This window comes from Streptomyces diversicolor (assembly GCF_057537855.1).
This window is the reverse complement of the sequence record NZ_BAAJXA010000014.1, coordinates 89,917-114,276: the sequence shown is the minus strand read 5'-3', so window position 1 is coordinate 114,276 and position 24,360 is coordinate 89,917. Positions and strand designations below refer to the sequence as shown.

General features: G+C 73.1%; 21 protein-coding genes and 1 riboswitch. Of the genes, 10 read left to right on the top strand and 11 right to left on the bottom strand.

The window, feature by feature from the left end; genetic code table 11:
- Positions 1-17 precede the first annotated feature (17 nt).
- Complete coding sequence (gene dprE2, locus AC27LF_RS18505; RefSeq protein WP_404023423.1) at positions 18-773, top strand: decaprenylphospho-beta-D-erythro-pentofuranosid-2-ulose 2-reductase; 756 nt, start codon at positions 18-20, stop codon at positions 771-773.
- 271 nt (positions 774-1,044) lie between these two features.
- Here dprE2 and AC27LF_RS18500 read toward each other — a convergent pair whose 3' ends face one another.
- Both AC27LF_RS18500 and trpS read right to left on the bottom strand, forming a co-directional pair.
- Positions 1,045-1,623: a 2'-5' RNA ligase family protein gene (locus AC27LF_RS18500; RefSeq protein WP_479657109.1), complete on the bottom strand. Its 579-nt coding sequence runs from the start codon at positions 1,621-1,623 to the stop codon at positions 1,045-1,047.
- 148 nt (positions 1,624-1,771) lie between these two features.
- Positions 1,772-2,785, bottom strand: coding sequence for a tryptophan--tRNA ligase (trpS, locus tag AC27LF_RS18495; protein ID WP_479657108.1), 1,014 nt, complete (start codon positions 2,783-2,785; stop codon positions 1,772-1,774).
- 131 nt (positions 2,786-2,916) lie between these two features.
- On the opposite strand from trpS, the gene AC27LF_RS18490 reads away from it, so the two are divergent.
- The 3 genes from AC27LF_RS18490 to AC27LF_RS18480 all read left to right on the top strand — a co-directional run bounded on the left by AC27LF_RS18490 (position 2,917) and on the right by AC27LF_RS18480 (position 5,424).
- Positions 2,917-3,477 (top strand): RNA polymerase sigma factor, encoded by a 561-nt coding sequence (locus AC27LF_RS18490; RefSeq protein ID WP_479657107.1) that lies wholly within the window; start codon positions 2,917-2,919, stop codon positions 3,475-3,477.
- A gap of 52 nt (positions 3,478-3,529) precedes the next feature.
- Positions 3,530-4,606, top strand: coding sequence for a hypothetical protein (locus tag AC27LF_RS18485; protein ID WP_479657197.1), 1,077 nt, complete (start codon positions 3,530-3,532; stop codon positions 4,604-4,606).
- A gap of 98 nt (positions 4,607-4,704) precedes the next feature.
- Positions 4,705-5,424 carry a hypothetical protein gene (locus AC27LF_RS18480; protein WP_479657106.1) on the top strand — a complete coding sequence of 240 codons (720 nt, stop codon included), beginning with the start codon at positions 4,705-4,707 and terminating at the stop codon, positions 5,422-5,424.
- 181 nt (positions 5,425-5,605) lie between these two features.
- Here the strand turns inward: AC27LF_RS18480 and AC27LF_RS18475 are convergent, their stop codons facing one another.
- Positions 5,606-7,105, bottom strand: a complete 1,500-nt coding sequence (locus tag AC27LF_RS18475; protein WP_479657105.1) for a glycine hydroxymethyltransferase — start codon at positions 7,103-7,105, stop codon at positions 5,606-5,608.
- Positions 7,106-7,138: 33 nt separating this feature from the next.
- Positions 7,139-7,227, bottom strand: a riboswitch (ZMP/ZTP riboswitch).
- Positions 7,228-7,355: 128 nt separating this feature from the next.
- Here AC27LF_RS18475 and rocD point away from each other — a divergent pair.
- Both rocD and AC27LF_RS18465 read left to right on the top strand, forming a co-directional pair.
- Entirely contained in the window at positions 7,356-8,561 is a 1,206-nt protein-coding gene (gene rocD / locus AC27LF_RS18470) for an ornithine--oxo-acid transaminase (protein WP_479657104.1), read from the top strand.
- 116 nt (positions 8,562-8,677) lie between these two features.
- Positions 8,678-9,517 carry a DMT family transporter gene (locus tag AC27LF_RS18465; protein WP_479657196.1) on the top strand — a complete coding sequence of 280 codons (840 nt, stop codon included), beginning with the start codon at positions 8,678-8,680 and terminating at the stop codon, positions 9,515-9,517.
- Between the two features lie 397 nt (positions 9,518-9,914).
- Here AC27LF_RS18465 and pdxR read toward each other — a convergent pair whose 3' ends face one another.
- Entirely contained in the window at positions 9,915-11,327 is a 1,413-nt protein-coding gene (pdxR, locus tag AC27LF_RS18460) for a MocR-like pyridoxine biosynthesis transcription factor PdxR (protein WP_479657103.1), read from the bottom strand.
- A gap of 47 nt (positions 11,328-11,374) precedes the next feature.
- On the opposite strand from pdxR, the gene AC27LF_RS18455 reads away from it, so the two are divergent.
- Positions 11,375-11,872 (top strand): carboxymuconolactone decarboxylase family protein, encoded by a 498-nt coding sequence (locus AC27LF_RS18455; protein ID WP_479657102.1) that lies wholly within the window; start codon positions 11,375-11,377, stop codon positions 11,870-11,872.
- A 473-nt stretch (positions 11,873-12,345) separates the two neighbouring features.
- Here AC27LF_RS18455 and AC27LF_RS18450 read toward each other — a convergent pair whose 3' ends face one another.
- The 4 genes from AC27LF_RS18450 to AC27LF_RS18435 form a co-directional block, all read right to left on the bottom strand.
- A complete protein-coding gene (locus AC27LF_RS18450; protein ID WP_479657101.1) occupies positions 12,346-13,335 on the bottom strand; it encodes a malate dehydrogenase in 990 nt (329 codons plus the stop codon).
- Between the two features lie 603 nt (positions 13,336-13,938).
- A complete protein-coding gene (locus AC27LF_RS18445; protein ID WP_479657100.1) occupies positions 13,939-15,174 on the bottom strand; it encodes a helix-turn-helix domain-containing protein in 1,236 nt (411 codons plus the stop codon).
- Positions 15,175-15,776: 602 nt separating this feature from the next.
- Entirely contained in the window at positions 15,777-16,250 is a 474-nt protein-coding gene (locus tag AC27LF_RS18440; protein ID WP_479657099.1) for a DUF3017 domain-containing protein, read from the bottom strand.
- Positions 16,240-17,094 (bottom strand): bifunctional methylenetetrahydrofolate dehydrogenase/methenyltetrahydrofolate cyclohydrolase, encoded by an 855-nt coding sequence (locus AC27LF_RS18435; protein ID WP_479657098.1) that lies wholly within the window; start codon positions 17,092-17,094, stop codon positions 16,240-16,242. Before AC27LF_RS18435 ends, AC27LF_RS18440 begins: the two co-directional genes overlap by 11 nt.
- Before the next feature lie 254 nt (positions 17,095-17,348).
- Here AC27LF_RS18435 and AC27LF_RS18430 point away from each other — a divergent pair, with 254 nt between their 5' ends.
- A complete protein-coding gene (locus AC27LF_RS18430) occupies positions 17,349-18,020 on the top strand; it encodes an RDD family protein (protein ID WP_479657097.1) in 672 nt (223 codons plus the stop codon).
- Positions 18,021-18,343: 323 nt separating this feature from the next.
- Here the strand turns inward: AC27LF_RS18430 and purH are convergent, their stop codons facing one another.
- Both purH and purN read right to left on the bottom strand, forming a co-directional pair.
- Positions 18,344-19,918, bottom strand: a complete 1,575-nt coding sequence (purH, locus tag AC27LF_RS18425; protein WP_479657096.1) for a bifunctional phosphoribosylaminoimidazolecarboxamide formyltransferase/IMP cyclohydrolase — start codon at positions 19,916-19,918, stop codon at positions 18,344-18,346.
- Positions 19,915-20,544, bottom strand: coding sequence for a phosphoribosylglycinamide formyltransferase (gene purN, locus AC27LF_RS18420; protein WP_479657095.1), 630 nt, complete (start codon positions 20,542-20,544; stop codon positions 19,915-19,917). The genes purH and purN overlap by 4 nt, the downstream gene beginning before the upstream one ends.
- A 286-nt stretch (positions 20,545-20,830) precedes the next feature.
- Between purN and AC27LF_RS18415 the strand changes: the two genes are divergently transcribed.
- Positions 20,831-21,637 carry a hypothetical protein gene (locus AC27LF_RS18415; protein WP_479657094.1) on the top strand — a complete coding sequence of 269 codons (807 nt, stop codon included), beginning with the start codon at positions 20,831-20,833 and terminating at the stop codon, positions 21,635-21,637.
- A 31-nt stretch (positions 21,638-21,668) separates the two neighbouring features.
- Here the strand turns inward: AC27LF_RS18415 and AC27LF_RS18410 are convergent, their stop codons facing one another.
- Positions 21,669-23,357, bottom strand: coding sequence for a cell division protein PerM (locus tag AC27LF_RS18410; RefSeq protein ID WP_479657093.1), 1,689 nt, complete (start codon positions 23,355-23,357; stop codon positions 21,669-21,671).
- Between the two features lie 57 nt (positions 23,358-23,414).
- Here AC27LF_RS18410 and AC27LF_RS18405 point away from each other — a divergent pair, with 57 nt between their 5' ends.
- Positions 23,415-24,266: a sigma factor-like helix-turn-helix DNA-binding protein gene (locus tag AC27LF_RS18405; protein ID WP_479657195.1), complete on the top strand. Its 852-nt coding sequence runs from the start codon at positions 23,415-23,417 to the stop codon at positions 24,264-24,266.
- The last annotated feature ends 94 nt before the right edge of the window (positions 24,267-24,360 follow it).

Genomic DNA, 24,360 nt, shown 5'->3' with positions numbered 1-24,360 from the left:
ACCTCCAAGGAGCTGTAGTGAAGGACGCCTTCGGCCTCCCCCAGTCCCTGCTCGTCCTCGGCGGTACGTCGGACATCGCGCTGGCCACCGCGCGCCGGCTGATCGCCCGCCGCACCCGCACCGTGTGGCTCGCGGGCCGTCCGTCGCCCGCCCTGGACAAGGCCGCCGAGGAGCTGCGCGGCCTGGGCGCCGACGCCCGCACCGTCGCCTTCGACGCGCTCGAACCCGAGTCGCACGAGGCGGTGCTCGGCAAGGTCTTCGCGGAGGGCGACGTCGACATGGTGCTGCTCGCCTTCGGGATCCTCGGCGACCAGGCGCACGACGAGCGGGCACCGGTGAGCGCGGTCCGGGTCGCGCAGACCAACTACACGGGCGCGGTCTCGGCGGGCCTGGTGGCGGCCGCCGCGCTCCAGACGCAGGGCCACGGCTCCCTGGTGGTCCTCTCCTCGGTCGCCGGCGAGCGGGCCCGCCGCTCCAACTTCATCTACGGCTCAAGCAAGGCCGGTCTGGACGCCTTCGCCCAGGGACTCGGCGACGCGCTGTACGGCACGGGCGTGCACGTCATGGTCGTACGTCCCGGATTCGTACGGTCCCGGATGACGGCCGGCCTCGACGAGGCGCCCCTGGCGACCACACCGGAGGCCGTGGCCACGGCCATCGAACTGGGCCTGCGCCGCCGCACGGAAACCCTCTGGGTCCCGGGTCGGCTCCGCCTCATCATGACAGCCCTACGCCACACCCCCCGCCCCCTGTTCCGCCGCCTCCCCCTCTGACAAGCCCCCACTCGCAAGCCGACGCCCACACCACCGCCCCAAAAGGGGCGCGAGGAACTGCGCGACAAGCCACGATGGTGCCGCAGACGACCACCACCCCCAACCGCCCCTCAAAAGCCGACGCCCACACCACCGCCCCGAAAGGGGCGCGGGGAACTGCGCGCCAAGCCCCCACGAACCCGCACCCAACCACCAACCCGAAAGCCCAGCCACACCCCGGCCGCAGCCAAAAGAAACCCCAGCCCAACCCAGCCGAACCGCGGAGCAAAGGTCACCGCCGGACGATAGTCCCCCACGCCGCATGCCCCGCCTGCGGCGGCACCACAGTCCCCCCGAAGGTGAACTCCCGCAGCTTCCGCCACACACCGTCCACCCCCTGCTCGTAGAGCGCGAACCCGGTGCAGGGCCACTCCGCCTCGAACCCGGCCAGCTCCCGGAACGCCCGGTCCATCGCCGCGTCGTCGATGCCGTGCGCCACGGTGACGTGCGGGTGGTACGGGAACTGGAGTTCGCGGGCCAGCGGCCCCGACCCGTCGCGCACCCGCTTCTGCAGCCAGGAACAGGACTCCGCGCCCTGGACGACCTGGACGTAGACCACCGGCGACAGCGGCCGGAACGTGCCGGTGCCGGACAGCCGCATCGGGAACGGCCGGCCGGCCGCGGCGACCCGCGTCAGATGCGCCTCGACGGCCGGCAGCGCGAACTCGTCCACCTCCGTCGGCGGCAGCAGCGTGACGTGCGTGGGGATGCCGTGAGCCGCGGCGTCGCCGAAGCCCGCGCGCCGCTCCTGGAGCAGGCTGCCGTGAGGCTCCGGGACCGCGATCGACACGCCGATCGTTACGGTCCCCACGTCGTCTCCTGTCGTCGTCTCGGCTGGGTTGCCGGATTCGTACTCAGCCGTCCGGCTATCGACTGTACGGCCACGGCTGTGCCCTGGGCAGGCGCAGCCGAAGTGATGTGCGGCGCTCTGCCCGAAGGCCCGTGTGCGGTGGTGCGCCTCAGTGCTTCGCGGGCAGGAAGCCCACCCGGTCGTAGGCGCGGGCCAGGGTCTCCGCGGCGACGGCGCGCGCCTTCTCCGCGCCCTTGGCAAGGATGGAGTCAAGCGTCTCGGGGTCGTCCAGGTACTGCTGGGTGCGCTCCCTGAACGGCGTCACGAACTCCACCATGACCTCGGCGAGGTCGGTCTTGAGCGCCCCGTACCCCTTGCCCTCGTACTTCGCCTCCAGCTCGGCCACGCCCGTGCCGGTGAGCGTCGAGTAGATCGTGAGCAGGTTGCTCACGCCCGGCTTGTTCTCGACGTCGTAGCGGACGACCGTGCCGGTGTCGGTGACCGCGCTCTTGACCTTCTTGGCGGTGGCCTTGGGATCGTCGAGGAGGTTGATGAGGCCCTTCGGTGTGGAGGCCGACTTGCTCATCTTGACGGACGGTTCCTGAAGGTCGTAGATCTTCGCCGTCTCCTTCAGGATGTACGGCTTCGGCACGGTGAAGGTCTCCCCGAAACGGCCGTTGAAACGCGTGGCGAGGTCACGGGTCAGCTCGACGTGCTGGCGCTGGTCCTCGCCGACCGGGACCTCGTTGGCCTGGTAGAGCAGGATGTCGGCGACCTGGAGGATCGGGTAGGTGAACAGGCCGACGGAGGCGCGGTCGGCACCGTGCCTGGCGGACTTGTCCTTGAACTGGGTCATGCGGGATGCCTCGCCGAAGCCGGTGAGGCAGTTCATGACCCACGCGAGCTGGGCGTGCTCGGGGACGTGGCTCTGGACGAAGAGCGTGCAGCGCTCCGGGTCGAGGCCGGCCGCGAGGAGCTGGGCGGTGGCGAGCCGGGTGTTCGCGCGCAGCTCCTTCGGGTCCTGCGGGACCGTGATCGCGTGCAGGTCGACAACCATGTAGAACGCGTCGTGGGACTCCTGCAGGGCCACCCACTGACGAACGGCGCCGAGGTAGTTGCCGAGGTGGAACGAGCCTGCGGTGGGCTGGATTCCGGAGAGCACGCGGGGACTGTCTGAAGCCATGTTCACCATTCTCTCAGGTGTCGCGGCCCGATCCCGAACCGATCGGAAACGGGTGGGAACCGATTCGTCTCCGGCGGTGTATCAAGAGCGTGAGGACGCGGGAGGGGGGCCGCATCGTCGATGAGGCCGCGGTGATCGCACGTGTACGCGCCGGAGAGCCGGAGGCGTACGCGGAGCTGGTGCGGGCCCACACGGGCATCGCCCTGCGGGCGGCGGCGGCACTCGGGGCGGGTGCGGACGCGGAGGACGTGGTGCAGCAGGCGTTCGTCAAGGCGTACTGCGCGCTGGGCCGTTTCAAGGACGGCGCGGCGTTCAGGCCCTGGCTGCTGTCGATCGTGGCGAATGAGACGAGGAACACAGTGCGGGCGGCGGCGCGGCAGCGCACGCTCGCCGGCCGGGAGGCGGCCTTCGTGGAGGCCGAGCCGCTGATACCGGAGACGGCTGACCCGGCGGTCGCCACGCTCCGCACGGAGCGCCGGGCGGCGCTCCTGGCCGCCCTGGACCAGCTGAGCGAGGAGCACCGTCTGGTCGTCACCTACCGCTATCTCCTGGAAATGGACGAGTCGGAGACCGCCCAGGCCCTCGGCTGGCCCCGGGGGACGGTGAAGTCCCGGCTGAACCGCGCCCTGCGGAAGCTGGGCCGGCTGCTGCCGGAATGCGAGCCCGGGGAAGGGGGGGAGGAGCGTGACTGAGCGGTACGACGGCGAGGACGGGCGAGCCTTCGGGGACGCCCGGGGCCGGGGCCTGCGCGGGAGGGGTCCGCGTGGCCGGGACCCGCGTGGGCGGGACCGCGGACGGTCCGGCGGGTCGGCCGCCGCCCGGCTGCCGAAGGAGCTGCGGGCACTGGGCCGGTCACTGGGCGCGCCCGGCGGCGACGGCGGTGACGGTGCCGCGGGGACGATCGACTCCGAGACGATGGCCGAGCGGGTGCTCGGGCAGATACTGGCCGAGCGGCTGCCGGTCCCGGTGGCCGAGCCCGCGGGTGCGAGGGGGCGGCTGCGCGCGGTCCGGCGCTGGACGCGGCTGCGGTGGCGTTCGCTGACGGCGGCGCTGTGCGGTCTGCTGGCGGTGCTCGCGCTCACGCCCCCGGTGCGGGCGGCGGTCTACGACTGGTTCGGCTTCGGCGGCGTCGAGGTGCGCTACGACCCGTCGGCGGTGCCCTCCCCCGGTTCCGAGGTGCCGGGCTGCGGCCGCTCCCTGTCTCTCGGGCAGGCGAGGCAGCGGGCCGGGTTCGAGCCGCTGGTGCCCAGTGCGCTCGGGGTGCCGGACTCGGTGACCGTGACCGGCGGGCCGGGCCGGCGGCCGGTGCTCGGCATGTGCTGGCGTGAGCGGGGTCATGTCGTCCGGCTCGACGCGTTCCCGGCGAGCCTGGACGCCGGCTTCTCCAAGACCGTGCGCGAGCGACCGGAGTGGATCGATCTGCGTCCGGCTTCGTCGGCGCAGGACATGCCCGACTACGCGCTGTGGTTCCCGCTGCCGCATCTGCTGAAGTTCTGGCTGGTGGACGCCGATGGCGACCGCTATCGGCGTCAGGTGCGCACGGCGGGGCCGACCCTGCTGTGGATCCACCACGCGGGGGCGGACGCCGGGACGGGCCCCGGCGGGGCCGAGGGCGGGGGCGGGGCCGACGGGGCCGAGGGCGGGGCAGGTGGCGCGCGGGACGGGGCGGTGACGCTGCGTCTGGAGGGCGTGGAGTCGCGGGCGAGGGCGGTGCGGATCGCGAGGTCGCTCGTGCCGATGTCCGGGCTGTCGGCCGGGCAGGTCGAGCCGCGCGAGTCCGAGGGCTCCGCGGCGCCCTCGGCATCGGGATCCTCGAAATAGTGCGTGCGGAAGGGGAACCCCGGCGGGTCGGGCGGTGTACCAGTAGTGACACGCGGCTCGCGGGCGGGCCGCAGGGCTTTGACCGGCAGGGGGATCGGATGGCGAGAGGCAGGGTTCGTGAACTGACGGCGCTGAGCGGGATGGTGGCCGTCCTGCTCGGGCTGTTGTTGTGGGGAGCGTCGACCGCGGCGGCGGGCGGTCCGACCAGCGTGCTGGTGACCTCGCCCCAGAGCGGGGAAACCGCCGCGCGGTACTTCTCGGACGAGGAATACGGACAACTCCAGCGGCTGCTGGGCCCGGAGAACCGGGGATCGCGCGAGACACCGCCGGAGGCGGAGCCGGACTCCGGCCGTCAGATCAATGTGACCTGGCTGGCGCACGACATATGGCCCTGGCGCATGGACCGGGTCTTCCCCACGGACTCCAAGTCGGGGACGGTCTGGATCCACACGGCCGCCAATGTGTCCAAATCGCTGAACGGCTACTGGCACCGCGCCGAACACCCCGGCCAACTGCGCGCCCTGCTCGGGAAGTTGGGCGTGCTGAGCAACAAGAACAGCCAGGCGGGCTACACCGGCATCTTCCCGGGCCCATGGGAGTCGGAGAGCCCCGGCACGGCGGACCGGACCGAGGAGTCGACCACCACGGTCTCGATCAACACCGGGGAGGACGGCACGGATTGGTGGTGGGCGATACCGGGCGCGGCTGGGGGTGCCGCTCTTGCACTGGTGCTGCGGTCCCTGGTGCCACGGCTGGCACCGGCCCTGCGGCGCGGTGACCGGGAGCCGGGACCCAGGCAGGAACTGCGGGACATGTGAAAGCGCACGCGGGCACGGCCCCGGACCGGTCGCGGCGCCAGCTCCCCATACCGCCGTCCGGCGGCCCGGCGCCGGGCCGGACCGCCGTGGGAGGAACCACGAAGGGAGCTGATCGGCCCCCGGGCGACAGGAGACTCCCGGCCGGCATGGGGACTCCCGGCGCCCGGTTCTCGGGCGGAGGTCAGCCGAGGTCGACCTGCGGGTACAGCGGGAACCCGGCCACGAGGTCGGAGGCGCGGTGCGAGATCTCGTCCGCGATCTTCGGGTCGAGGACGTGCTGGGCCTTGGACGGGGTGCCCTTGCTCGTGGTGCCGGGTTCGGCGGTGGTCAGAACGCGGTCGATGAGGCCGGCGACCTCGTCCATCTCGGCGGTGCCCAGGCCACGCGTGGTCAGGGCGGGGGTACCGATGCGGATGCCGGAGGTGTACCAGGCGCCGTTGGGGTCGGCCGGGATCGCGTTGCGGTTGGTGACGATGCCGGACTCCAGCAGTGCGGCCTCGGCCTGGCGGCCGGTGAGGCCGTAGGAGGCGGCGACGTCGATCAGGTTGAGATGGTTGTCGCTGCCGCCGGTGACCAGGGTGGCGCCCCGGCTCATCAGGCCCTCGGCCAGCGCCCGGGAGTTGTCGACGATCCGCTGGGCGTAGTCCCGGAAGGAGGGCCGGCGGGCCTCGGCGAGGGCCACGGCCTTGGCCGCCATGACATGCGGCAGGGGGCCGCCGAGCACCATCGGGCAGCCGCGGTCGACCTGGTCCTTGAGGGAGTCGTCGCACAGGACCATGCCGCCGCGCGGCCCGCGCAGCGACTTGTGCGTGGTGGTGGTGACGATCTGGGCGTGCGGGACCGGATCGAAGTCCCCGGTGAGGACCTTGCCGGCGACGAGACCGGCGAAGTGGGCCATGTCCACCATGAGCGTGGCACCGACCTCGTCGGCGATCTCCCGCATGATCCGGAAGTTCACGAGACGGGGGTAGGCGGAGTATCCGGCGACGATGATCAGCGGCTTGAACTCGCGGGCGGAGGCGCGTAGGGCCTCGTAGTCGATGAGGCCGGTGGCCGGGTCGGTGCCGTAGGAACGCTGGTCGAACATCTTGCCGGAGATGTTCGGGCGGAAGCCGTGGGTGAGGTGGCCACCGGCGTCCAGGGACATGCCGAGCATGCGCTGGTTGCCGAAGGACTGACGGAGTTCGGCCCAGTCCGCCTCGGAGAGGTCGTTGATCTGGCGGACGCCGGCCTTCTCCAGGGCGGGTGCCTCGACGCGCTGTGCCAGGACGGCCCAGAAGGCGACGAGGTTGGCGTCGATGCCGGAGTGCGGCTGGACATAGGCGTGACGGGCGCCGAACAGCTCCTTGGCGTGCTCCGCGGCGATCGACTCCACGGTGTCGACATTGCGGCAGCCGGCGTAGAAGCGGCGGCCGATGGTGCCCTCGGCGTACTTGTCGCTGAGCCAGTTGCCCATCGCCAGGAGGGTGGCCGGGGAGGCGTAGTTCTCGGAGGCGATCAGCTTCAGCATCTCGCGCTGGTCGGTGACCTCCTGGCCGATGGCGTCGGCCACGCGCGGTTCGACGGCACGGATGACATCGAGGGCGGCACGGAAGGCGGTGGACTCGGCGGAGAGAGACGAAGAGAGAGAAGAGGAGGAAGAGGAGGCAGAGGAGAGGGGGGACAGGGGCTGCTCTGGCATGGGGACCTCCGGACGGCGTACGTACAGCGTTCACGGCTCGGCCCAGGCGCACGGCACTCGAAGTGGCTGGGCCGCTCCCCGATGGTCCATCCCATCCCAGCGCGCCAGTCACGGCCCGCCGTCAGCCTACCGGGCGCGTCGGACGGGCACGCGTGGCGGTGGTCGCATGTTGCTGACGGCTCCGGGAGCGCCCCGGGCGCGAGGATGGAAGAGGGGGACGAATCCGACACTCTGGCCCACTGGAGTTCCCGTGAACGCTACGGAGCGGCTCATCGCCGCCGCCGACGCCCACAGTGCGCACACCTACCGCCCGCTGCCGGTGGTCGTGGCCACCGCGGACGGGGCCTGGATGACGGATGTCGAGGGCCGGCGTTATCTCGATCTGCTGGCCGGCTACTCCGCGCTGAACTTCGGGCACGGTCACCGGCGGCTGGTGGCGGCGGCCAAGGCCCAGCTGGACCGGGTGACGCTGACGTCGCGGGCGTTCCACCACGACCGGTTCGCCGCGTTCTGCGCCGAGCTGGCCGAGCTGTGCGGCATGGAGCTGGTGCTGCCGATGAACACCGGAGTGGAGGCGGTGGAAACCGCGGTGAAGACGGCCCGCAAGTGGGGCTACCGGGTGAAGGGGGTGCCCGCCGAGATGGCGAAGATCGTGGTCGCGGGGGGCAACTTCCACGGCCGTACGACGACGGTCATCAGCTTCTCCACGGAACCGGAGGCACGGGCGGACTTCGGGCCGTACACGCCGGGCTTCGAGATCGTGCCGTACGGGGACCTGACCGCGATGCGGGCGGCGCTCACCGAGAACACGGTCGGGGTGCTGCTGGAGCCGATCCAGGGCGAGGCGGGTGTGATCGTGCCGCCGGCCGGTTATCTGCCGGCGGTGCGGGAGCTGACCCGGGAGCGGAACGTGCTGTTCATCGCGGATGAGATCCAGTCGGGGCTGGGCCGGACCGGGCGGACCTTCGCGTGCGAGCACGAGGGGGTGATGCCGGATGTGTATCTGCTGGGGAAGGCGCTGGGCGGCGGGATCGTGCCGGTGTCGGCGGTGGTGTCGGGCGCGGAGGTGCTGGGGGTGTTCCGGCCGGGTCAGCACGGGTCGACGTTCGGCGGTAATCCGCTGGCCTGCGCGGTGGCGCTGGAGGTGATCGCGATGCTGCGGTCGGGCGAGTACCAGGCGCGCGCGGCGGAGCTGGGCGGGCATCTGCACCGTGAACTGGGCGCGCTGCTCGGCACCGGCGCGGTGACGGCGGTGCGCGGGCGCGGACTGTGGGCGGGGGTCGATGTGGCGCCGGCGCTCGGCACGGGACGGCAGGTCTCGGAGCGGCTGATGGACCGTGGCGTGCTGGTGAAAGACGCACACGGCCCGACGATCCGGATCGCGCCGCCCCTGGTGATCGAGAAGGAGGATCTGGACTGGGGGCTCGATCAGTTGCGAGCGGTTGTCACCCCCTGAGCGCTCCGCTGAATACGCCGCGGACCGGTTTTCCGAGGCGAGAGTCCGGTGAGAGGCGGGCTTGGGTCGGGCCTCGGGTCCGCCGGCTCCCCTACAGTCGCTTCGTGCTCTTCGGAATGGTGTGCGCCCTGGGCGCGGCGGTCTGTTTCGGGACGGCGACCGTGTTGCAGGCGATGGCCGCGCGCCGGGCCGCGGACACCGGTGTGGGCGGGGACGCGGCGCTGCTGCTGCGGGCGCTGCGGCAGTGGCGGTATCTGGTCGGTCTGGGGCTGGACGGTCTCGGCTTCCTGTTGCAGATCGCGGCGCTGCGGTCCCTCCCGATCTATGCGGTCGGCGCGGCGCTGGCGTCGAGTCTGGCGGTGACCGCGGTGGTCGCGGCACGGCTGCTGCGGGTGCGGCTGAGCCGGGCGGAGTGGGTCGCGGTGGCGGTGGTGTGCGCCGGGCTGGTGATGCTGGGGCTGGCCTCCGGGGCGGAGGGCCGCCGGAACGGCTCGGCGGCGTTGCGGTACGCGATGCCTGCGGCGGCCGTGGCGGTGCTGCTGCTGGGGGCGGTCGGCGGGCGGTTGCGGGGGCGGGGCCGGGCGCTGTTGCTCGGTCTGGGGGCGGGTTTCGGGTTCGGGGTGGTGGAGGTGGCGGTGCGGCTGATCGACGATCTGGCGCCGGCGGCCCTGTTCACCGATCCGGCCGCCTATGCCCTGCTGCTCGGCGGGGTGGCCGCGTTCTTGCTGCTGACCTCGGCTCTCCAGCGCGGCTCGGTGACCACGGCCACCGCCGGGATGGTGATCGGCGAGACGATCGGCCCGGCGGCGGTGGGCGTGGTGTGGCTGGGCGATCGCACCCGGGAGGGCCTGACCTGGCTCGCGGTGCTGGGCTTCGCGGTGGCGGTCACCGGAGCGTTGACCCTGGCCCGCTTCGGAGAGCCCCCGGTACCGGACCCCCACCCGGCAACGCCCTAGCGCATTCCGCGGCTCGGGACGTTCGCCACCATCAGTCCCGGCCCCCCACCCAGCCGAGCCCACCGCGCGCCCCCACACCCCGCAAAGCCCCGCAGGGAACCGGCCCGAGCCCTGCGACCGCAATCCCCGAACCCCCACCCGGCAGACACCCGACACATCCCGCCGGGCCGAAGCCCAGTGCACCCCACCCACCCCGCAAAGCCCCGCAGGGAACGGCATCGGACCGCGCAACCGCAAACCCCCAACACCCCCGGCCGAAGCCCAGCACATCCCGCGGGCCCCGCGCGCCCCGCGACAGCACGACCCCCGGCTCTGCGTTCCCAAGCCCCGGACAGCACGCAGACGAGACCGACACGGCCTCACGCCCCGCAAAGCCCCGCAGGGGGCCGGGCGGAGGTTACGGCAGGACGCGGCACAGGGAGTCAAGGGCTGTTGTCCAGGCGTGGTCCGGTGGGGTTCCGTAGCCGACGACCAGGGCGTCCAGGGGCGCGGTGACGGAGTGTTCGTGGCGGTAGGTGGCCAGGCCGTGCAGGGCCAGTCCCTGCCAGGCGGCGGCCTGGACCACCGACTGCTCGGTGCCGGGCGGCAGGCGCAGGACGGCGTGCAGGCCGGCCGCGATGCCGGTGACCCGGACGTCGGGGGCGCGGGCGGCGAGGGCCGCGACGAGGGTGTCGCGGCGGCGCCGGTAGCGCAGCCGGGCGGCGCGTACATGGCGGTCGTAGGCGCCGGAGGTGATGAACTCGGCCAGGGTGAGCTGGTCCAGCACCCCGCAGCTGTCGCTGTGGCCCTTGGCTGCGGTGCACTCGTCGACGAGGGACGGCGGCAGCACCATCCAGCCGAGCCGCAGGCCCGGGGCGAGGGACTTGCTGGCGGTGCCGAGGTGGACGACGTGGTCGAGGGCCAGTCCCTGGAGCGCGCCGACGGGCTGGCGGTCGTAGCGGAACTCGCCGTCGTAGTCGTCCTCCAGGACCAGGCCGCCGGTACGCCGCGCCCAGTCCACCGCGCCGGCCCGCCGGTCGGGGTGCAGGGCCGTGCCCATCGGGAACTGGTGGGCGGGCGTGAGCAGCACGGCGCCCGCGCCCGCATCCGCGAGGGCGCGGGTGTCGGTGCCCAGGTCGTCGTACGGCAGCGGGCGTGTGGTCAGACGGCCGGCGGCCAGCAGGTCCCAGTGGACGAAGAGGCCGTAGGACTCGACGGCGACCGTGTGGACGCCGCGGGAGCGCAGCACCGCGGTGAAGATCTTCAGGCCCTGCGCGAACCCGGCGCACACCAGGATGTTCTCGGGGTCGGCGCGGACGCCGCGGGAGCGGGCGAGGTAGCCGGCGAGGGCGGTGCGCAGTTCGGGCCGGCCGCGGGGGTCGCCGTAGCCGAGGGCGTCGTTGGGGGCGGTGGTCAGGGCGCGGCGGGCGGCCTTGAGCCACGCGGTGCGCGGGAAGGCGGACAGGTCGGGGGTGCCGGGGGTGAGGTTGTGGGTGGGCCGGTCGACGGCACGGCGGCGGGGCGCCCGGCCGGCCGCCGGTACGGCCGGCCCGGCCGGGGAGGCCATCCCCGTGGCCACCCGGGTGCCCGAGCCCTGGCGGGCGGTGAGCCAGCCCTCGGCGACCAGGTCGGCGTAGGCGTCGGCGACGGTGTTGCGGGCGATGCCGAGGTCGGCGGCGAGGCTGCGGGAGGAGGGCAGCCGGGTGCCAGGGGCGAGGCGGCCGGTGCGGACGGCGTCCCGCAGCGCGTCGGTGAGGCCGCGCCGCAGGCCGTGCGACCCGGTCGGTTCCAGATGCAGGTCGATGCCCAAAGTGGCCCAGGATTCCGCCATGGAAATGGACCATACTCCTGGGCCGCCCGGCTTCTAGGGTCGAGGACATGACCGCACAGGAAAGCGTTCAGTACGCACCCGAAATCGCACCCCGCCTGCGCATGGCCGAGCTCGCCCCGGACGTGTACAAGGCGATGATCCGACTGGACACCGCGGCCAAGCAGGGTCTTGACCCCACGCTGTACGAGCTGGTGAAGATCCGGGCCTCGCAGATCAACCACTGCGCGTTCTGTCTCGACATGCACACCAAGGACGCCCTCGCGGCCGGCGAGAGCGTCGAGCGGATCGTGCAGCTGAGCGCGTGGGAGGAGTCGCGGCACTTCTACACGGAGAAGGAACTGGCGGCGATCGAGCTGACGGAGGCGATCACGGTCCTCACCGACGGCTTCGTGCCCGACGAGGTCTACGACAAGGCCGCCAAGCTCTCCGAGGAGGCCGAGCTGGCGCAGCTGATCGCCGCGATCACGGTGATCAACGCCTGGAACCGGTTCGGGGTGAGCACGCGGATGACGCCCGGCCACTACCAGCCGGGGCAGTACGCGTGAACCGTACGCGGGTGCTCGACCCGGCGGTCGGCGCGGCCATGTCCGCGCTGTCCGCCGCCAAGCGGGGGCTGGGCGACCCGGCCCTCGCCGAACCGGTGATGATCCGCGCCTCGTAGATCAACGGCTCGGTGCCACCCGACCACGTCTACGCCGGCCACTGGTTCGAGAAGCGACTGCCGGACACCCCCGCGTCCTGACCGGCCCCGGGACGCGGAATCGGACGGAGGCGAACGGCGCCGAGGACATACGCGGGCCCCGCTCCGGGGTGGCCGGAAACCTCCGGGCCATGGCGCCGACCCCGCGCGGACCCCGCTCCGGGGTGCCCGGACGCCCTGGGGCAAGGGCACCGGCGCCGCGCAGCGACACCAGCCCCGCACCCCGGACACGACAACGGCCCGTACCACCCCAAGGGGGTCGTACGGGCCGCCGTCACGCGGGCCCCAGGTGTGCCGACGGGGGTGTCGGTGTGGGGGTCAGACGAGGCCGAGGGCGCGGACCGCCTCGCGCTCCTCCTGGAGTTCCTTGACGGAGGCGTCGATGCGGGCGCGGGAGAAGTCGTTGATCTCCAGGCCCTGGACGATCTCGTAGCGGCCGTCCTTCGCGGTGACCGGGAAGGAGGAGATCAGGCCCTGCGGGACGCCGTAGGAACCGTCCGACGGAATGCCCATGGAGGTCCAGTCGCCCTCGGCGGTGCCGTTGACCCAGGTGTGGATGTGGTCGACGGCGGCGTTGGCGGCGGAGGCCGCGGAGGATGCGCCCCTGGCCTCGATGATCGCGGCGCCGCGCTTGGCGACGGTCGGAATGAACTCCTCGGCCAGCCACTTCTCGTCGCTCACGACCTCGGCGGCGTTCTTGCCGGCGACGGTGGCGTGGAAGATGTCCGGGTACTGGGTGGCGGAGTGGTTGCCCCAGATGGTCAGGCGCTTGATGTCGGCGACCGTCGAGCCCGTCTTCTTGGCGAGCTGGGTCAGCGCGCGGTTGTGGTCGAGGCGGGTCATCGCGGTGAACCGCTCGGCCGGCACGTCCGGGGCGGCGGCCTGCGCGATGAGCGCGTTGGTGTTGGCCGGGTTGCCGACGACGAGGACCTTGATGTCGTCCGCGGCGTGGTCGTTGATGGCCTTGCCCTGCGGCTTGAAGATGCCGCCGTTGGCCTCCAGGAGGTCACCGCGTTCCATGCCCTTGGTGCGCGGCCGGGCGCCGACGAGGAGGGCGACGTTCGCGCCGTCGAAGGCCACGTTCGGGTCGTCCGTGATGTCGATGCCCTGCAGCAGCGGGAACGCGCAGTCGTCCAGCTCCATGGCCGTGCCCTCGGCCGCCTTCAGCGCCGGGGTGATCTCCAGGAGGCGCAGTTTGACCGGCACGTCCGCGCCGAGCAGCTGGCCGGAGGCGATGCGGAAGAGCAGGGCGTAACCGATCTGGCCGGCCGCGCCGGTGACGGTGACGTTCACGGGAGTGCGGGTCATGGCGTTCTCCGTATGACAGCTGGCGGTGGGGCGTCCCTGCCCCGGGGGTACGGGATCCCGCCCGGCTTGTGACCGGCGCCCGCCGCGATGATCGATCACGGTTCGGTTGATCGATCTCTTGGCGTCAAGAGAGATCCAGCGGTCAGGCTATCGCGCATCCGGTATCCCGGACTGCCCGCCCCGTGTGGCCCACCCCACAGACCGCACGGAAGAGGCGGCCGCCCGTCCGGGAGAGCTGGGACAAGGGCGGCCGCCGCTCGGGGAGTCCGGAATCCGGATCCCGTGGGGGTACGGTTCGCGTGCCCACGATGACGCGGACCATGCGCGTCCGACGGCGATTCCTCGCGGCGGGTGCGTCGCCGGCCCCGCGGAACCCCGGCGGCCAGGCTCGCCACCCCCAACGGCCCTCACCGGCCCCACGGAACCCCGGCGGCAGGGCTCGCCACCCTCACCGCCCCCGACGGCCCCACGGAACCCTGGCGGCAGGGCTCGCCGCGCCCGACGACCCTCACCGCCCCCGCGGAACCCTGGCGGCCGGGCTCGCCACCCTCACCGCCCCGACGGCCCTCGCCGCTCCCGACGTCCCCCGTCGCCCCGTCGTCGCTACGGCGTGCAGCCCGTCTGGCCCGTGGACAGGGTCGCGCAGGCCCTGGCCTCCGCGGCGGTCCGCACGGCCACCATCGGCGTGTACGCGATGGTGTCGCCGGTCTCGGTGACCCCGCCGGTGCGGCTGGTGGTGCCGGCGGCGATGCGGACCTCGTCGCCCTGCCCGGCGCCGGTGATCCGCCCCCACGCCGCGCCGCAGGTCTTGCTGTAGCGGACCTCGACGGTGGTGGGGCCGACGGCGGCGGTCTTGGCGGTGGTCACCAGGTCGCCGCTGCACCCCATGGTCTCGGCGTCCTTGCCCGTGCAGCCGCTGCCCACGCACTTGACCCCGGGCGGCAGGTCGGCCACGGTGCTGGCGGACGGGGAGGGCGACTTCTCCGTGCCCTCGTTCTGCTTCCCACCGCCGCCGTCGGTCAGGAAGAAGACGGCCGCGATGACGACGAGCACTCCGACGAGTCCCGCGAGGAACAGGGCCGCCCGCCGCTTGCCGCCCGCTCCCCGGGGCGCGGGGGCGCCGCCGCCCGGCCCCTGCGGGGGCTGCCCGTACGGACCCGCAGCGCCCGCGGACCGGCCGGCACCGTTCGGGGCCGCACCGGCAAGGGGCGCGGAGTGCGGGGACGCGCCGGGAGAGGGGGCGGCGGAAGCGGGCGGTGCGGACGACGCGGGCGGACGGCCGCCCGCCCGCGAGGGACCCTGGTACCCGGCCAGCTTCCAGGAGTTGACGCCCGTTCCGGAGGTCCGCCCGGCCCCCTCGCGCGCGTCGGCGTCGGACGCCGACGGCTGGGGCGGGACCGTCGGGGACACGCCCGTGGGGCCCGCGACCCCCGGCATCGCCGTCGCGCTGCCGCCCTTGCGGGCCGGGCCGCTCCCCTTCCCGCCCGGCTGAGGCCCGCCGAACTCCCCGAGCGCGGCGCGCGCCTGGGAGATGCGTATCGCCTCCATGGTCATGTCGTGCCGCATCTCCGAACGGCTCCAGGCGCGTTCGGCCAGCTCCCACATGGTGGTGAGGTGGAGGGGATTGGTGCCGGTGACCTCGGCGAGCGCGACGATCGCGCCCTTCGGTGCGAGGAGCCGTCCGTTGAGGTAACGCTCCCAGGACGTCTTGCTGTAGCCCGTGCGGTCGGCCAGCGCCGCGACGCTCAGCCCGCTGCGGTCCACGAGCCGCCGCAGCTGGCTCGCGAACTCCTTGATCTGCGGATCGAGTTCATCGGGCAAGGCTTTCCAACGAGGCATGGGTCTCCCCCTCTTCCCCCCGGTCAGTGCTGTTGTGGTCCCGGCGTCACCCCGCGCTTCCCCCGCGTGGCACCCCGTCGCCAGTCCCCGGTTCTGGCTACCCACGGGGATGCGTCCCCTAAGGATCGCAGTTCCGTGGGAGGGGGCGCACGGGAGCATCGGACCCGTTGGGGATGCACCGTTGCACGCCGCCCGGCACCCGGTCCACCGGAGCGTCGCGATTGGCCACGTTAGCCCGGCTGTGCGGGTGCTTTCCGAGGTATCCCCGAACTTGTCGGGACATCGGCACACTGGTCACGCGGTGGTGACCTCGCATGTCACGGGGGCGGCCTGGGTGCCCGCGGGCCCCTCCTTGTCGCAGGGCGCGGACACCGTACCGGAATGGTCACTTCCGTGCCACAGCGTCCGGACAGGCGTTGAACAGGCCACGCGTGGCACGGGAGGGTGGAGACACGACGGCGGCCCGTCTCCCCTCGGGGGAGGGGACGGGCCGCCGTCCCCTCCCGTGCGGGCGCAGGCCCGGCCGGGCGCGTCTCCCGTGCGGGCACCGGCCCGGCCGGGCGGACCGGCCCGGTGGACGTGCCCCTTCCGGTGCGTCGGGCCTACTGGTTCAGCGTGAAGTGCAGGGTGTCCTTCAGGAACGGGATCTCCAGCCACGGCCTGGGCTGGGCCATCATCGCCAGCAGGACGATCGCCAGCCCCAGCACGCCATAGGTGGCGATGTCCGTGAAGCGCGAGCGCACGGCGAGCATGCCGACACCGGGCAGCACCCAGCGCAGCACCGCCCCGGCCAGCAGGGCCGCCCCGATCAGCAGCGTCCCGTACCGGACCACGTCCAGAGCGGTCAGCAGCAGGCCCAGGGCGACCGCGGACAGCACGACGAGCAACGGCCACTGGCGGGCCGGCGCCGGCAGATCGCCGGACGCGGCCCGGCCGCCGCCCTCGGGGCGCGCGGTGTCCCTGGTGAACAGCGGGAAGCGGCGCGTGGCCCGCTTGGGGCGCCCGTCGGCGTCGGGCGCGCTGATCGCGTCGCGGACCGTCGTCTCCGCGTCCGGGTGGGTGTTCTCAGCCGGCACTGCGCTCCGCCGCCTCGACCACGTTGACGAGCAGCTGCGCGCGGGTCATCGGGCCCACACCGCCCGGGTTCGGGGAGATCCACCCGGCGACCTCGGCGACATCGGGGTGGACATCGCCGACGATCTTGCCGTCGGCGCTGCGCGAGACGCCCACGTCCAGGACCGCGGCGCCCGGCTTGACGTCCTCGGGCCGGATCAGATGGGCGGAACCGGCCGCCGCGACGATGATGTCCGCGCGCCGGAGGTGGGACGAAAGATCACGGGTACCGGTGTGGCACTGGGTGACCGTGGCATTCTCGCTGCGCCGGGTGAGCAGCAGCGGCATCGGACGGCCGATGGTCACGCCGCGGCCGACGACCACCACCTCGGCGCCCTTGATCTCCACGCCGTGTCGGCGCAGCAGGGTCAGCACGCCGTTGGGTGTGCAGGGCAGCGGGGCGGGCTCGTTCAGGACGAGACGGCCCAGGTTCATCGGGTGCAGTCCGTCCGCGTCCTTGTCCGGGTCCATCAGCTCCAGGACGCGGTTCTCGTCGATGCCCTTGGGCAGCGGCAGCTGGACGATGTAGCCGGTGCAGGCGGGGTCCTCGTTCAGCTCGCGGACCACCGCCTCGATCTCCTCCTGCGTCGCGGTGCCCGGCAGCTCGCGCTGGATGGAGGCGATGCCCACCTGGGCGCAGTCCCGGTGCTTGCCGGCGACGTACTTCTGGCTGCCGGGGTCGTCCCCGACCAGGATCGTGCCGAGGCCGGGCGTGATGCCCTTCTCCTTGAGCGCCGCCACGCGGGCGGTCAGATCGGACTTGATCTCGGCTGCGGTGGCCTTGCCATCGAGAATCTGGGCGGTCATGACCCCATCCTCCCGGATGACCGGCCCCTGGTTCCAATCCGGGGCCGCCCGCTTGTCTGGGTTCCGGTTCGTCCAAGATCGCAGATGTTGCACTTGCACAACGCCTGGCGAATGCGGCTGGACAAGGGCTTGTCCCAGCCATAACGATGAACGGCGCAGTATCGCGGTCCGTGTTGGGGGGCAAACCGCTCATGCTCTGACGTTCCTCCGCGCCATCCGCGTCGTCCCCGCAGTACAACGGAGGAAATCCCGCCATGAGTTTCGGCTCGCCCCAAAACCCCTACGGCTCGCCGCAGGATCCGCAGCAGGGCTACGGCTACCCGCAGCAGCCGGGCCCGCCCGGTCAGCCCGGCTACGGCTACCCGCAGGCCCCGGGCATCCCGCCGCAGCAGGGCTACGGCTACCCTCAGCAGCCCGGCTACCCGGGCGGTGGCGCGGGACCGCGCGTCGCGTCGATGGGCCGCCGGTTCGGTGCCCGCGTGATCGACTTCGTGATCCTTTTCATCATCTACTTCGTCTTCGCCGCCATCGGCGTCGCCGGCTCCCTCGGCTCGGTGAAGGACTGCGACCCGAACGCTTCGAACTACAACAGCTGCATCAATGACGCGGGCTCGGACTTCGCGGCCACCTTCGGCGCCGTCATCGGCGTCCTGGCCATCGCCGGTCTGCTCTACGAGTGGCTGATGACCGGCCTGGTGGGCGCGACCCTCGGCAAGCTCGCCGTCGGCCTGCGCGTGGTGAAGGCCGACACCGGCCAGAAGCCCGGCCTCGGCTCGGCGTTCATCCGCTGGATCATCCCGATGGTCGGCGGCTTCGTCTGCGGCATCGGCCAACTGATCGTGTACCTGTCCCCGTTCTGGGACAAGTCCGGCCGCCAGCAGGGCTGGCACGACAAGGCCGCGAGCACGATGGTCGTCCAGAACTGACCCACCGGGACGCGCCCCGCGTCCCCGCCGCGACCACAGCCAAGGGCCGTGTCCCCCGGACAGGGAGACACGGCCCTGCTGCGTCCCACTGCCACGGGACCGCAACTTCACCACCAGGCACCTCAGGGGCGCGGGGAACTGCGCGAACAACCCCCACAAGCCGCACCCGCCTACGAACGGCAACCCACCTCGCGGAAACCGGCACCGGTCGAAGGGACCCAGCCGGTCCCACCTCAGGGGCGCGGGGAACTGCGCGAACGACCCCCACGAGCCGCACCCGCCGACGAACCGCAACCCGCCCCTACGGCCTGCTGCCCCGACCGTCAGTGGAAGAAGTGGCGGGTTCCGGTGAAGTACATGGTGATGCCCGCCTTCTTCGCGGCCTCCACGACCAGTTCGTCGCGGACCGAGCCGCCGGGCTGGACGACCGCCCGGACACCGGCCGCGGTAAGGATCTCCAGGCCGTCCGGGAAGGGGAAGAACGCGTCGGAGGCGGCGTACGAGCCCTGGGCGCGCTCGGCGCCGGCCCGCTCGACGGCCAGCTTCGCCGAGTCGACCCGGTTGACCTGCCCCATGCCGACGCCCACCGAGGCCCCGTCCTTGGCGAGCAGGATGGCGTTGGACTTCACCGCCCGGCATGCCTTCCAGGCGAAGGCCAGTTCCCGCAGTTCCCCGGCGCCGAGGGCCTCGCCGGTCGCCAGCGTCCAGTTGGCCGGGTCGTCGCCCTCGGCCTGGAGCCGGTCGGTGGCCTGGAGCAGGACACCGCCGTCGACCGGCTTGGCCTCCACCCGGTTGCACGGGCCGTCCGCGGCCTTGAGCACCCGGATGTTCTTCTTCTTGGCAAGGGCCTCCAGGGCCCCCTCCTCGTAGTCGGGCGCGACGATGACCTCGGTGAAGATCTCGGCGACCTGCTCCGCCATCTCCTTGCTGACCGGCCGGTTCACGGCGATCACACCACCGAACGCGGACAGCGGGTCGCAGGCGTGCGCCTTGCGGTGCGCCTCGGCGACGTCCGCGCCGATCGCGATGCCGCACGGGTTGGCGTGCTTGATGATCGCGACGCACGGCTCGTCGTGGTCGTACGCGGCACGGCGGGCGGCGTCCGTGTCCGTGTAGTTGTTGTACGACATCTCCTTGCCGTGCAGTTGCTCAGCACGCGCCAGGCCGCCGCCGGTGCCGTCGACGTAGAGGGCGGCGGGCTGGTGCGGGTTCTCGCCGTAGCGCAGGGTGTCGGCGCGCTCCCAGGTGGCGCCGAGGAAATCGGGGAAGCCCGACGCGTCGACCGGCGCGTACTCGCCCGCGAACCAGCTCGCGACCGCCACGTCGTAGGCCGCCGTGTGCTGGAACGCCTCCGCGGCGAGCCGCTTGCGGGCCGCGAGGTCGAAGCCCCCGTCCCGCACGGCGGCGAGGACGTCGGCGTACCGCTCGGGGCTGGTGACGACGGCCACGGACGGGTGGTTCTTGGCGGCGGCCCGCACCATGGACGGCCCGCCGATGTCGATCTGCTCGACGCACTCGTCGGGCGAGGCCCCGGAGGCGACGGTCTCGCGGAACGGGTACAGGTTGACCACGACGAGGTCGAACGGTTCGACGCCCAGCTCGGCCAGCTGCTCCCGGTGACTGTCCAGCCGCAGGTCGGCGAGGATGCCCGCGTGGACCCTGGGGTGCAGGGTCTTGACCCGGCCGTCCAGGCACTCGGGGAATCCGGTCAGGTCCTCGACCTTGGTGACGGGCACGCCGGCCGCGGCGATCCGCCCGGCGGTGGAGCCGGTGGAGACGAGTTCGACGCCGGCCTGGTGCAGCCCGCGCGCGAGCTCTTCGAGCCCGGTCTTGTCGTAGACGCTGACGAGCGCGCGCCGGATCGGCCGCTTACCGCTCTCGATGCTCTCGGCGGTCACTGGATAACTACCTTTCGTCCCTCAATGCGGTGGCCGTGGCGGGCGAGCCGGCCGACGACCTCGACGAGCAGCCTTCGCTCGACTTCCTTGATGCGCTCGTGCAGCGCGCCTTCGTCGTCCTCGTCCCGGACCTCCACCACGCCCTGAGCGATGATCGGCCCGGTGTCGACGCCGTCGTCGACGAAGTGGACGGTGCAACCGGTGACCTTGACGCCGTACGCGAGCGCTTCCCGCACGCCGTGGGCCCCGGGAAAGCTGGGCAGCAGGGCGGGGTGCGTGTTGACGAAGCGTCCGCCGTACCGCGCCAGGAACTCCTTGCCGACGATCTTCATGAACCCGGCGGAGACGACGAGATCGGGCCGGTGGGCGGCGACGGCCTCGGCGAGCGCGGCGTCCCACTCCTCGCGGGTGGCGTAGTCCCTGACCCGCCGCACGAAGGTCGGTACCCCGGCGCGCTCGGCCCGGGCCAGCCCCTCGATGCCGTCACGGTCGGCGCCGACGGCCACGATCCGCGCGCCGTACGCGTCGGCGCCCTTGGACGCGATCTCGTCGAGGAGCGCCTGCAGATTGCTGCCGGATCCGGAGACCAGCACGACGAGGCGCTTGACCTCGGGCTTGGCGGCCACGGTGGGGCCCTTTCTCGGGGAATGGCTTCGGTACGACGGCCGCACCCGTACGACGCTTTGTACATTCGTACGAGTGCTTCGCGCCCCTGGATACGGGGAACTCTACGAAGCAGTCGGCCGTCAGCAACGATACCGGCATACGGGAAGGCCCCCACGGGACGGGGGCGTGGCCGGAAGGTAGCGTCTGGGAGGGAGCGGTTCGGGAACGCTGTCGTCGTGCGGTGCGTTGCCGAAGTGTCAGCTCACATGAGACAGCTGTGATCACCTAGGGGAAGACGCTCAGTTGATGCCGGACCGCAGTCTGCGACTCCTCACGTTCCCCCCGCAGTCGGTGCAGGGAGGGGAGCGTGGTGCCGTGCTGGTGCGGGAGCGCCCGGCCTCACCGCCCGACGCACCCTCGGGCGGACAGAACGGGGACGAGCGGGGCGGCGCAGCGCAGGACGACAACCCGTTCGCGCCGCCGCCGGAGGGCACGCCGGACCGACCGTGGCAGCCGCGGCGGCCCAAGGGCGGGGACGACGACTCCTCCTCCGACGAGAACGGCACCCCGCAGCAGCCCTCCCCCTGGGGCAGCCAGTGGAGCGACCGGCAGCCGGGCCGCTCCTCCGGCGGCTTCGGCGAGCGCCCCGGCGCCGGTCCGCAGGGCCCGGGTGGCGGCGCCCCCGGCCCCGGCATGCGCTGGGACCCCACGGACCCGGCCCAGCGCCGCGCCCGCTACGCCCTGCTGTGCGGAATGTGGGCCTTCTTCTTCGCCCTGTTCAGCTGGCCGTACGTGGCCCTGCTGCTGGGTGCGCTCGCCCTGTACTGGGGCATCACCGCGCTGCGCGCCAAGCCGCGCGTCCCGGACCCGGACGAGCCCGCGCCCGCGCAGGCCGGCCGCCCGCAGACCGGCCGACCGCAGACCGCGGCGGCGGTCAGCGGCCTGGTGACCGCGGCGCTGGCCCTCAGCCTCGTCGGCGCGACGTTCACGGCCCAGCTGGTCTACCGCGACTACTACACCTGCGTGAACGACGCCCTGACCAACGAGGCCAAGCAGTCCTGCGACCATCTGCTCCCCCAGGAACTCCGGACCCTCCTGGGCACCAACACCTGACCACCAGCCCCGTTCAGCCGGCGGCCCTTCTTCAGCCGAGCGAGTCGGACGGCGGCTGGGCGAGGGGGTGGGGGCGGGCCTCCCGGGACGTCTCGTCGTGCCACCCCGGCCCCAAGGGATCGTCGGCAGGCAGCAAGTCGTACGCGTCGGAACCCGCCGAACCTCCACCCCACTCCGCGCCCTGCGCCACCCGAACGCCCTCCGCCTTCCGCTCCGGCTTCGGCTGCGGCTTCCGCTCGGACACCGGCTCCGGCTTCGGCCGGGGCCCGGCCGCAGTCCTCCGCCACCCCCGCGTCAGCCAACCCCTCGCCCGCGACAGCCACTTGCGCACCCGCCAGGTCCGCAGTCGCCAGGCCCGTACCAGCAACGCCACCGGGCCGGCCACGCCCGCGATCCACGCTCCCGCAGCGCCGCCCGTCTGCCACCACACAGGGCCGAACCGGGCCAGCGCCGAGGTCCCGAGCGGCCCGCCCGCCGCCTCGGCGAGCACCGCGCACACCGCCGCGCACATCCCCGCGGCCAGCACCACCACCCCCGCGGTCCGTGCGGCGGACCACGCGGACCGCCCGGCCGCCACCGCCGCCGCGTCCTTGCCGGCGCCCGTGTCCGCGTCCGCACCCGGGCGCGCGCCCCGCCGTCCCACCGCCCCCGCGACCGCGAACCAGGCCACGGTCAGCCCCGCCGCCACCGGAACCGCCCCGGCCGCCCAGTGGTACGGCCCCCCTGTCCCCGCGTCCGGGACCGCCGCCAGCAGCGGAAACGGCGGCAGCAGCGGCGCGGGATCGGAGGACAGCGGGGACACCACATGCCCGGTGCCGAGGACGAACCCGGGCCCGAGACCGTAGGCGGCCGACCAGACGGCCGCGTTCGGCACCAGCCCCACGCACAGCAGCAGCACCGCGAACCGCCCGGACCAGCCGTCCGTCAGCTGGAGGAAGGACTCGTAGGCCGCCCCGCCGTGCGCCACGAGGGACGCCGCGAGCAGCAGCGCGCCGCCCCCGACGAGCACCGCCGCCCCGGCCCCGGCGGCCCGCGCGGCCGTACCGAGGGCCGAGCCCGGTCCGGTCGCGCCGCGCGGCCCGGGTGCCGGGCGGCGCAGGCGTTCGGGCCACAGCGCCGCGAGGCCCGGAAGCGACGTCGGCGACCCCGATGGCCGGCCGTACGCCGTCCACACGCCGACGCCCGCCGCGCCCGCGGCGATCAGCGGCACGCACACGGCGACCCAGTGCCACTCCGGCCGCACCTCGCCGCCCCGGGCATACAGGGTGGCGGGGCCCGCGACGGCGAGATAGCCGAGGACGACGCCGGCCCACGCCGTGCCCGCGGCGACCGGCGGCGGCCCGTCGGGGTCGTCCGGCGCGTCCACCGCGTCCCGTGCCGCCCGGTACAGCGCCCACACCGGCGGCACAAGCAGCAGCAGCGGGGTGATGCCCATGGGCGCGGGGGCACCGGACAGCGTGTCGGTGCGGATCAGTTCGACCCCGTGCGCCAGCAGCCACAGCGTGGCGGCGAGGTGCAGCGCGCCGCCCGGACCGCTGTCGGGGTACGGCGAACTGATCCACAGCACCAGCACGAGCACGGCGGACGAGCCGAGCCCGAGGCCGGCCGCGATCACGCCGCCCACGAGGCTGGTGCCCCAGCCGGGCGAGCGGTCGCGCAGCCGGGTCGGCAGGGACGACAACGACGGTCGGCGAGCGGTCATCTGCGTCACGAGCGCCATGCTCCCAACGACACGCGCCGTCCGGCTGTAACGGGCGAACCACCGAAGTGTCGCTCAATATATGTTTATGTTCTTTATCACACGAAAGGGCGTACAGTGACGCAGAGTTCCACCCTGACGCCCGCTCAGGCGTTCGATGCCCTCTACGCGTTCTGCGCCCCCGCCCTCGTACGGCAGACCTATCTGCTCACCGGGCGCCGCGAACTCGCCCGCGAGTCCGTGGAGCGGGCCTTCCAACTGGCCTGGCAGAAGTGGCCGGAGGTGGCCCAGGACCGGGACCCCGCCGGCTGGGTGCGGGCGACGGCGTACGAGTGCGCCCTGTCGCCCTGGCACCGCTTCCGACCGCGCCACCGGTACCCCGAGCCACCGCCCGCCGACCCCGGCGACCGTGCGCTGCTGAAGGCGCTCCTCGGCCTGCCGCCGTCGTACCGCCGCACCCTCGTGCTGTACGACGGCGTCGGGCTCAACCTGCCCGAGACCGCGGCCGAGACGGAGGCGAGCACCCCGGCGGCGGCGAGCCGGCTCACACACGCCCGCGCCGAACTGGCCGCGCGCGTCCCGGAGCTGGCCGACCCCGCGGTGCTGCACCGGCGGCTGGCCGAGCTGGCCTCGACGGAACGGCTGCGGGCGCAGAAGCCGGAGCCGGTACGCACCCACGGCGAGCGCCGCAACCGCTTCTGGACCCGGGCCGCCATCGCCTTCACCGTCGCGATCATCGGTTCGACGGCCCTCACGCTGCGCACCGCGCCGACGCACTACGAACCCCCGCTCGCCCCGGCGCAGGCGGTACGGGGCGTTCCACCGAAGCCCGCGCTGGGCCCGCTGTCGCACACGGAGCAGCAACTGCGGGCCAAGCTGCGCACGGAGACCGCGAACGGGCCGGAACGGCTGGTACCGCTCACCCGCTGAGCGGGTTCTCCCACCGAACAGGCGCGAAGGGGTCCGCATCCCGACGGGATGCGGACCCCTTCGTCGACCGCAGGACCGGCCCCCGCTTGCGCCG

Coding starts and splice junctions, on each gene's coding strand:
- AC27LF_RS18430 (WP_479657097.1), top strand. CDS start 17,349: ATGAGTTTCGGCTCGCCCCAAAACCCCTACGGCTCGCCGCAGGATCCG.
- AC27LF_RS18450 (WP_479657101.1), bottom strand. CDS start 13,335: ATGACCCGCACTCCCGTGAACGTCACCGTCACCGGCGCGGCCGGCCAG.
- AC27LF_RS18435 (WP_479657098.1), bottom strand. CDS start 17,094: ATGACCGCCCAGATTCTCGATGGCAAGGCCACCGCAGCCGAGATCAAG.
- AC27LF_RS18415 (WP_479657094.1), top strand. CDS start 20,831: ATGCCGGACCGCAGTCTGCGACTCCTCACGTTCCCCCCGCAGTCGGTG.
- pdxR (WP_479657103.1), bottom strand. CDS start 11,327: ATGGCGGAATCCTGGGCCACTTTGGGCATCGACCTGCATCTGGAACCG.
- AC27LF_RS18445 (WP_479657100.1), bottom strand. CDS start 15,174: ATGCCTCGTTGGAAAGCCTTGCCCGATGAACTCGATCCGCAGATCAAG.
- AC27LF_RS18480 (WP_479657106.1), top strand. CDS start 4,705: ATGGCGAGAGGCAGGGTTCGTGAACTGACGGCGCTGAGCGGGATGGTG.
- AC27LF_RS18410 (WP_479657093.1), bottom strand. CDS start 23,357: ATGGCGCTCGTGACGCAGATGACCGCTCGCCGACCGTCGTTGTCGTCC.
- AC27LF_RS18465 (WP_479657196.1), top strand. CDS start 8,678: ATGGTGTGCGCCCTGGGCGCGGCGGTCTGTTTCGGGACGGCGACCGTG.
- AC27LF_RS18475 (WP_479657105.1), bottom strand. CDS start 7,105: ATGCCAGAGCAGCCCCTGTCCCCCCTCTCCTCTGCCTCCTCTTCCTCC.
- AC27LF_RS18455 (WP_479657102.1), top strand. CDS start 11,375: ATGACCGCACAGGAAAGCGTTCAGTACGCACCCGAAATCGCACCCCGC.
- trpS (WP_479657108.1), bottom strand. CDS start 2,785: ATGGCTTCAGACAGTCCCCGCGTGCTCTCCGGAATCCAGCCCACCGCA.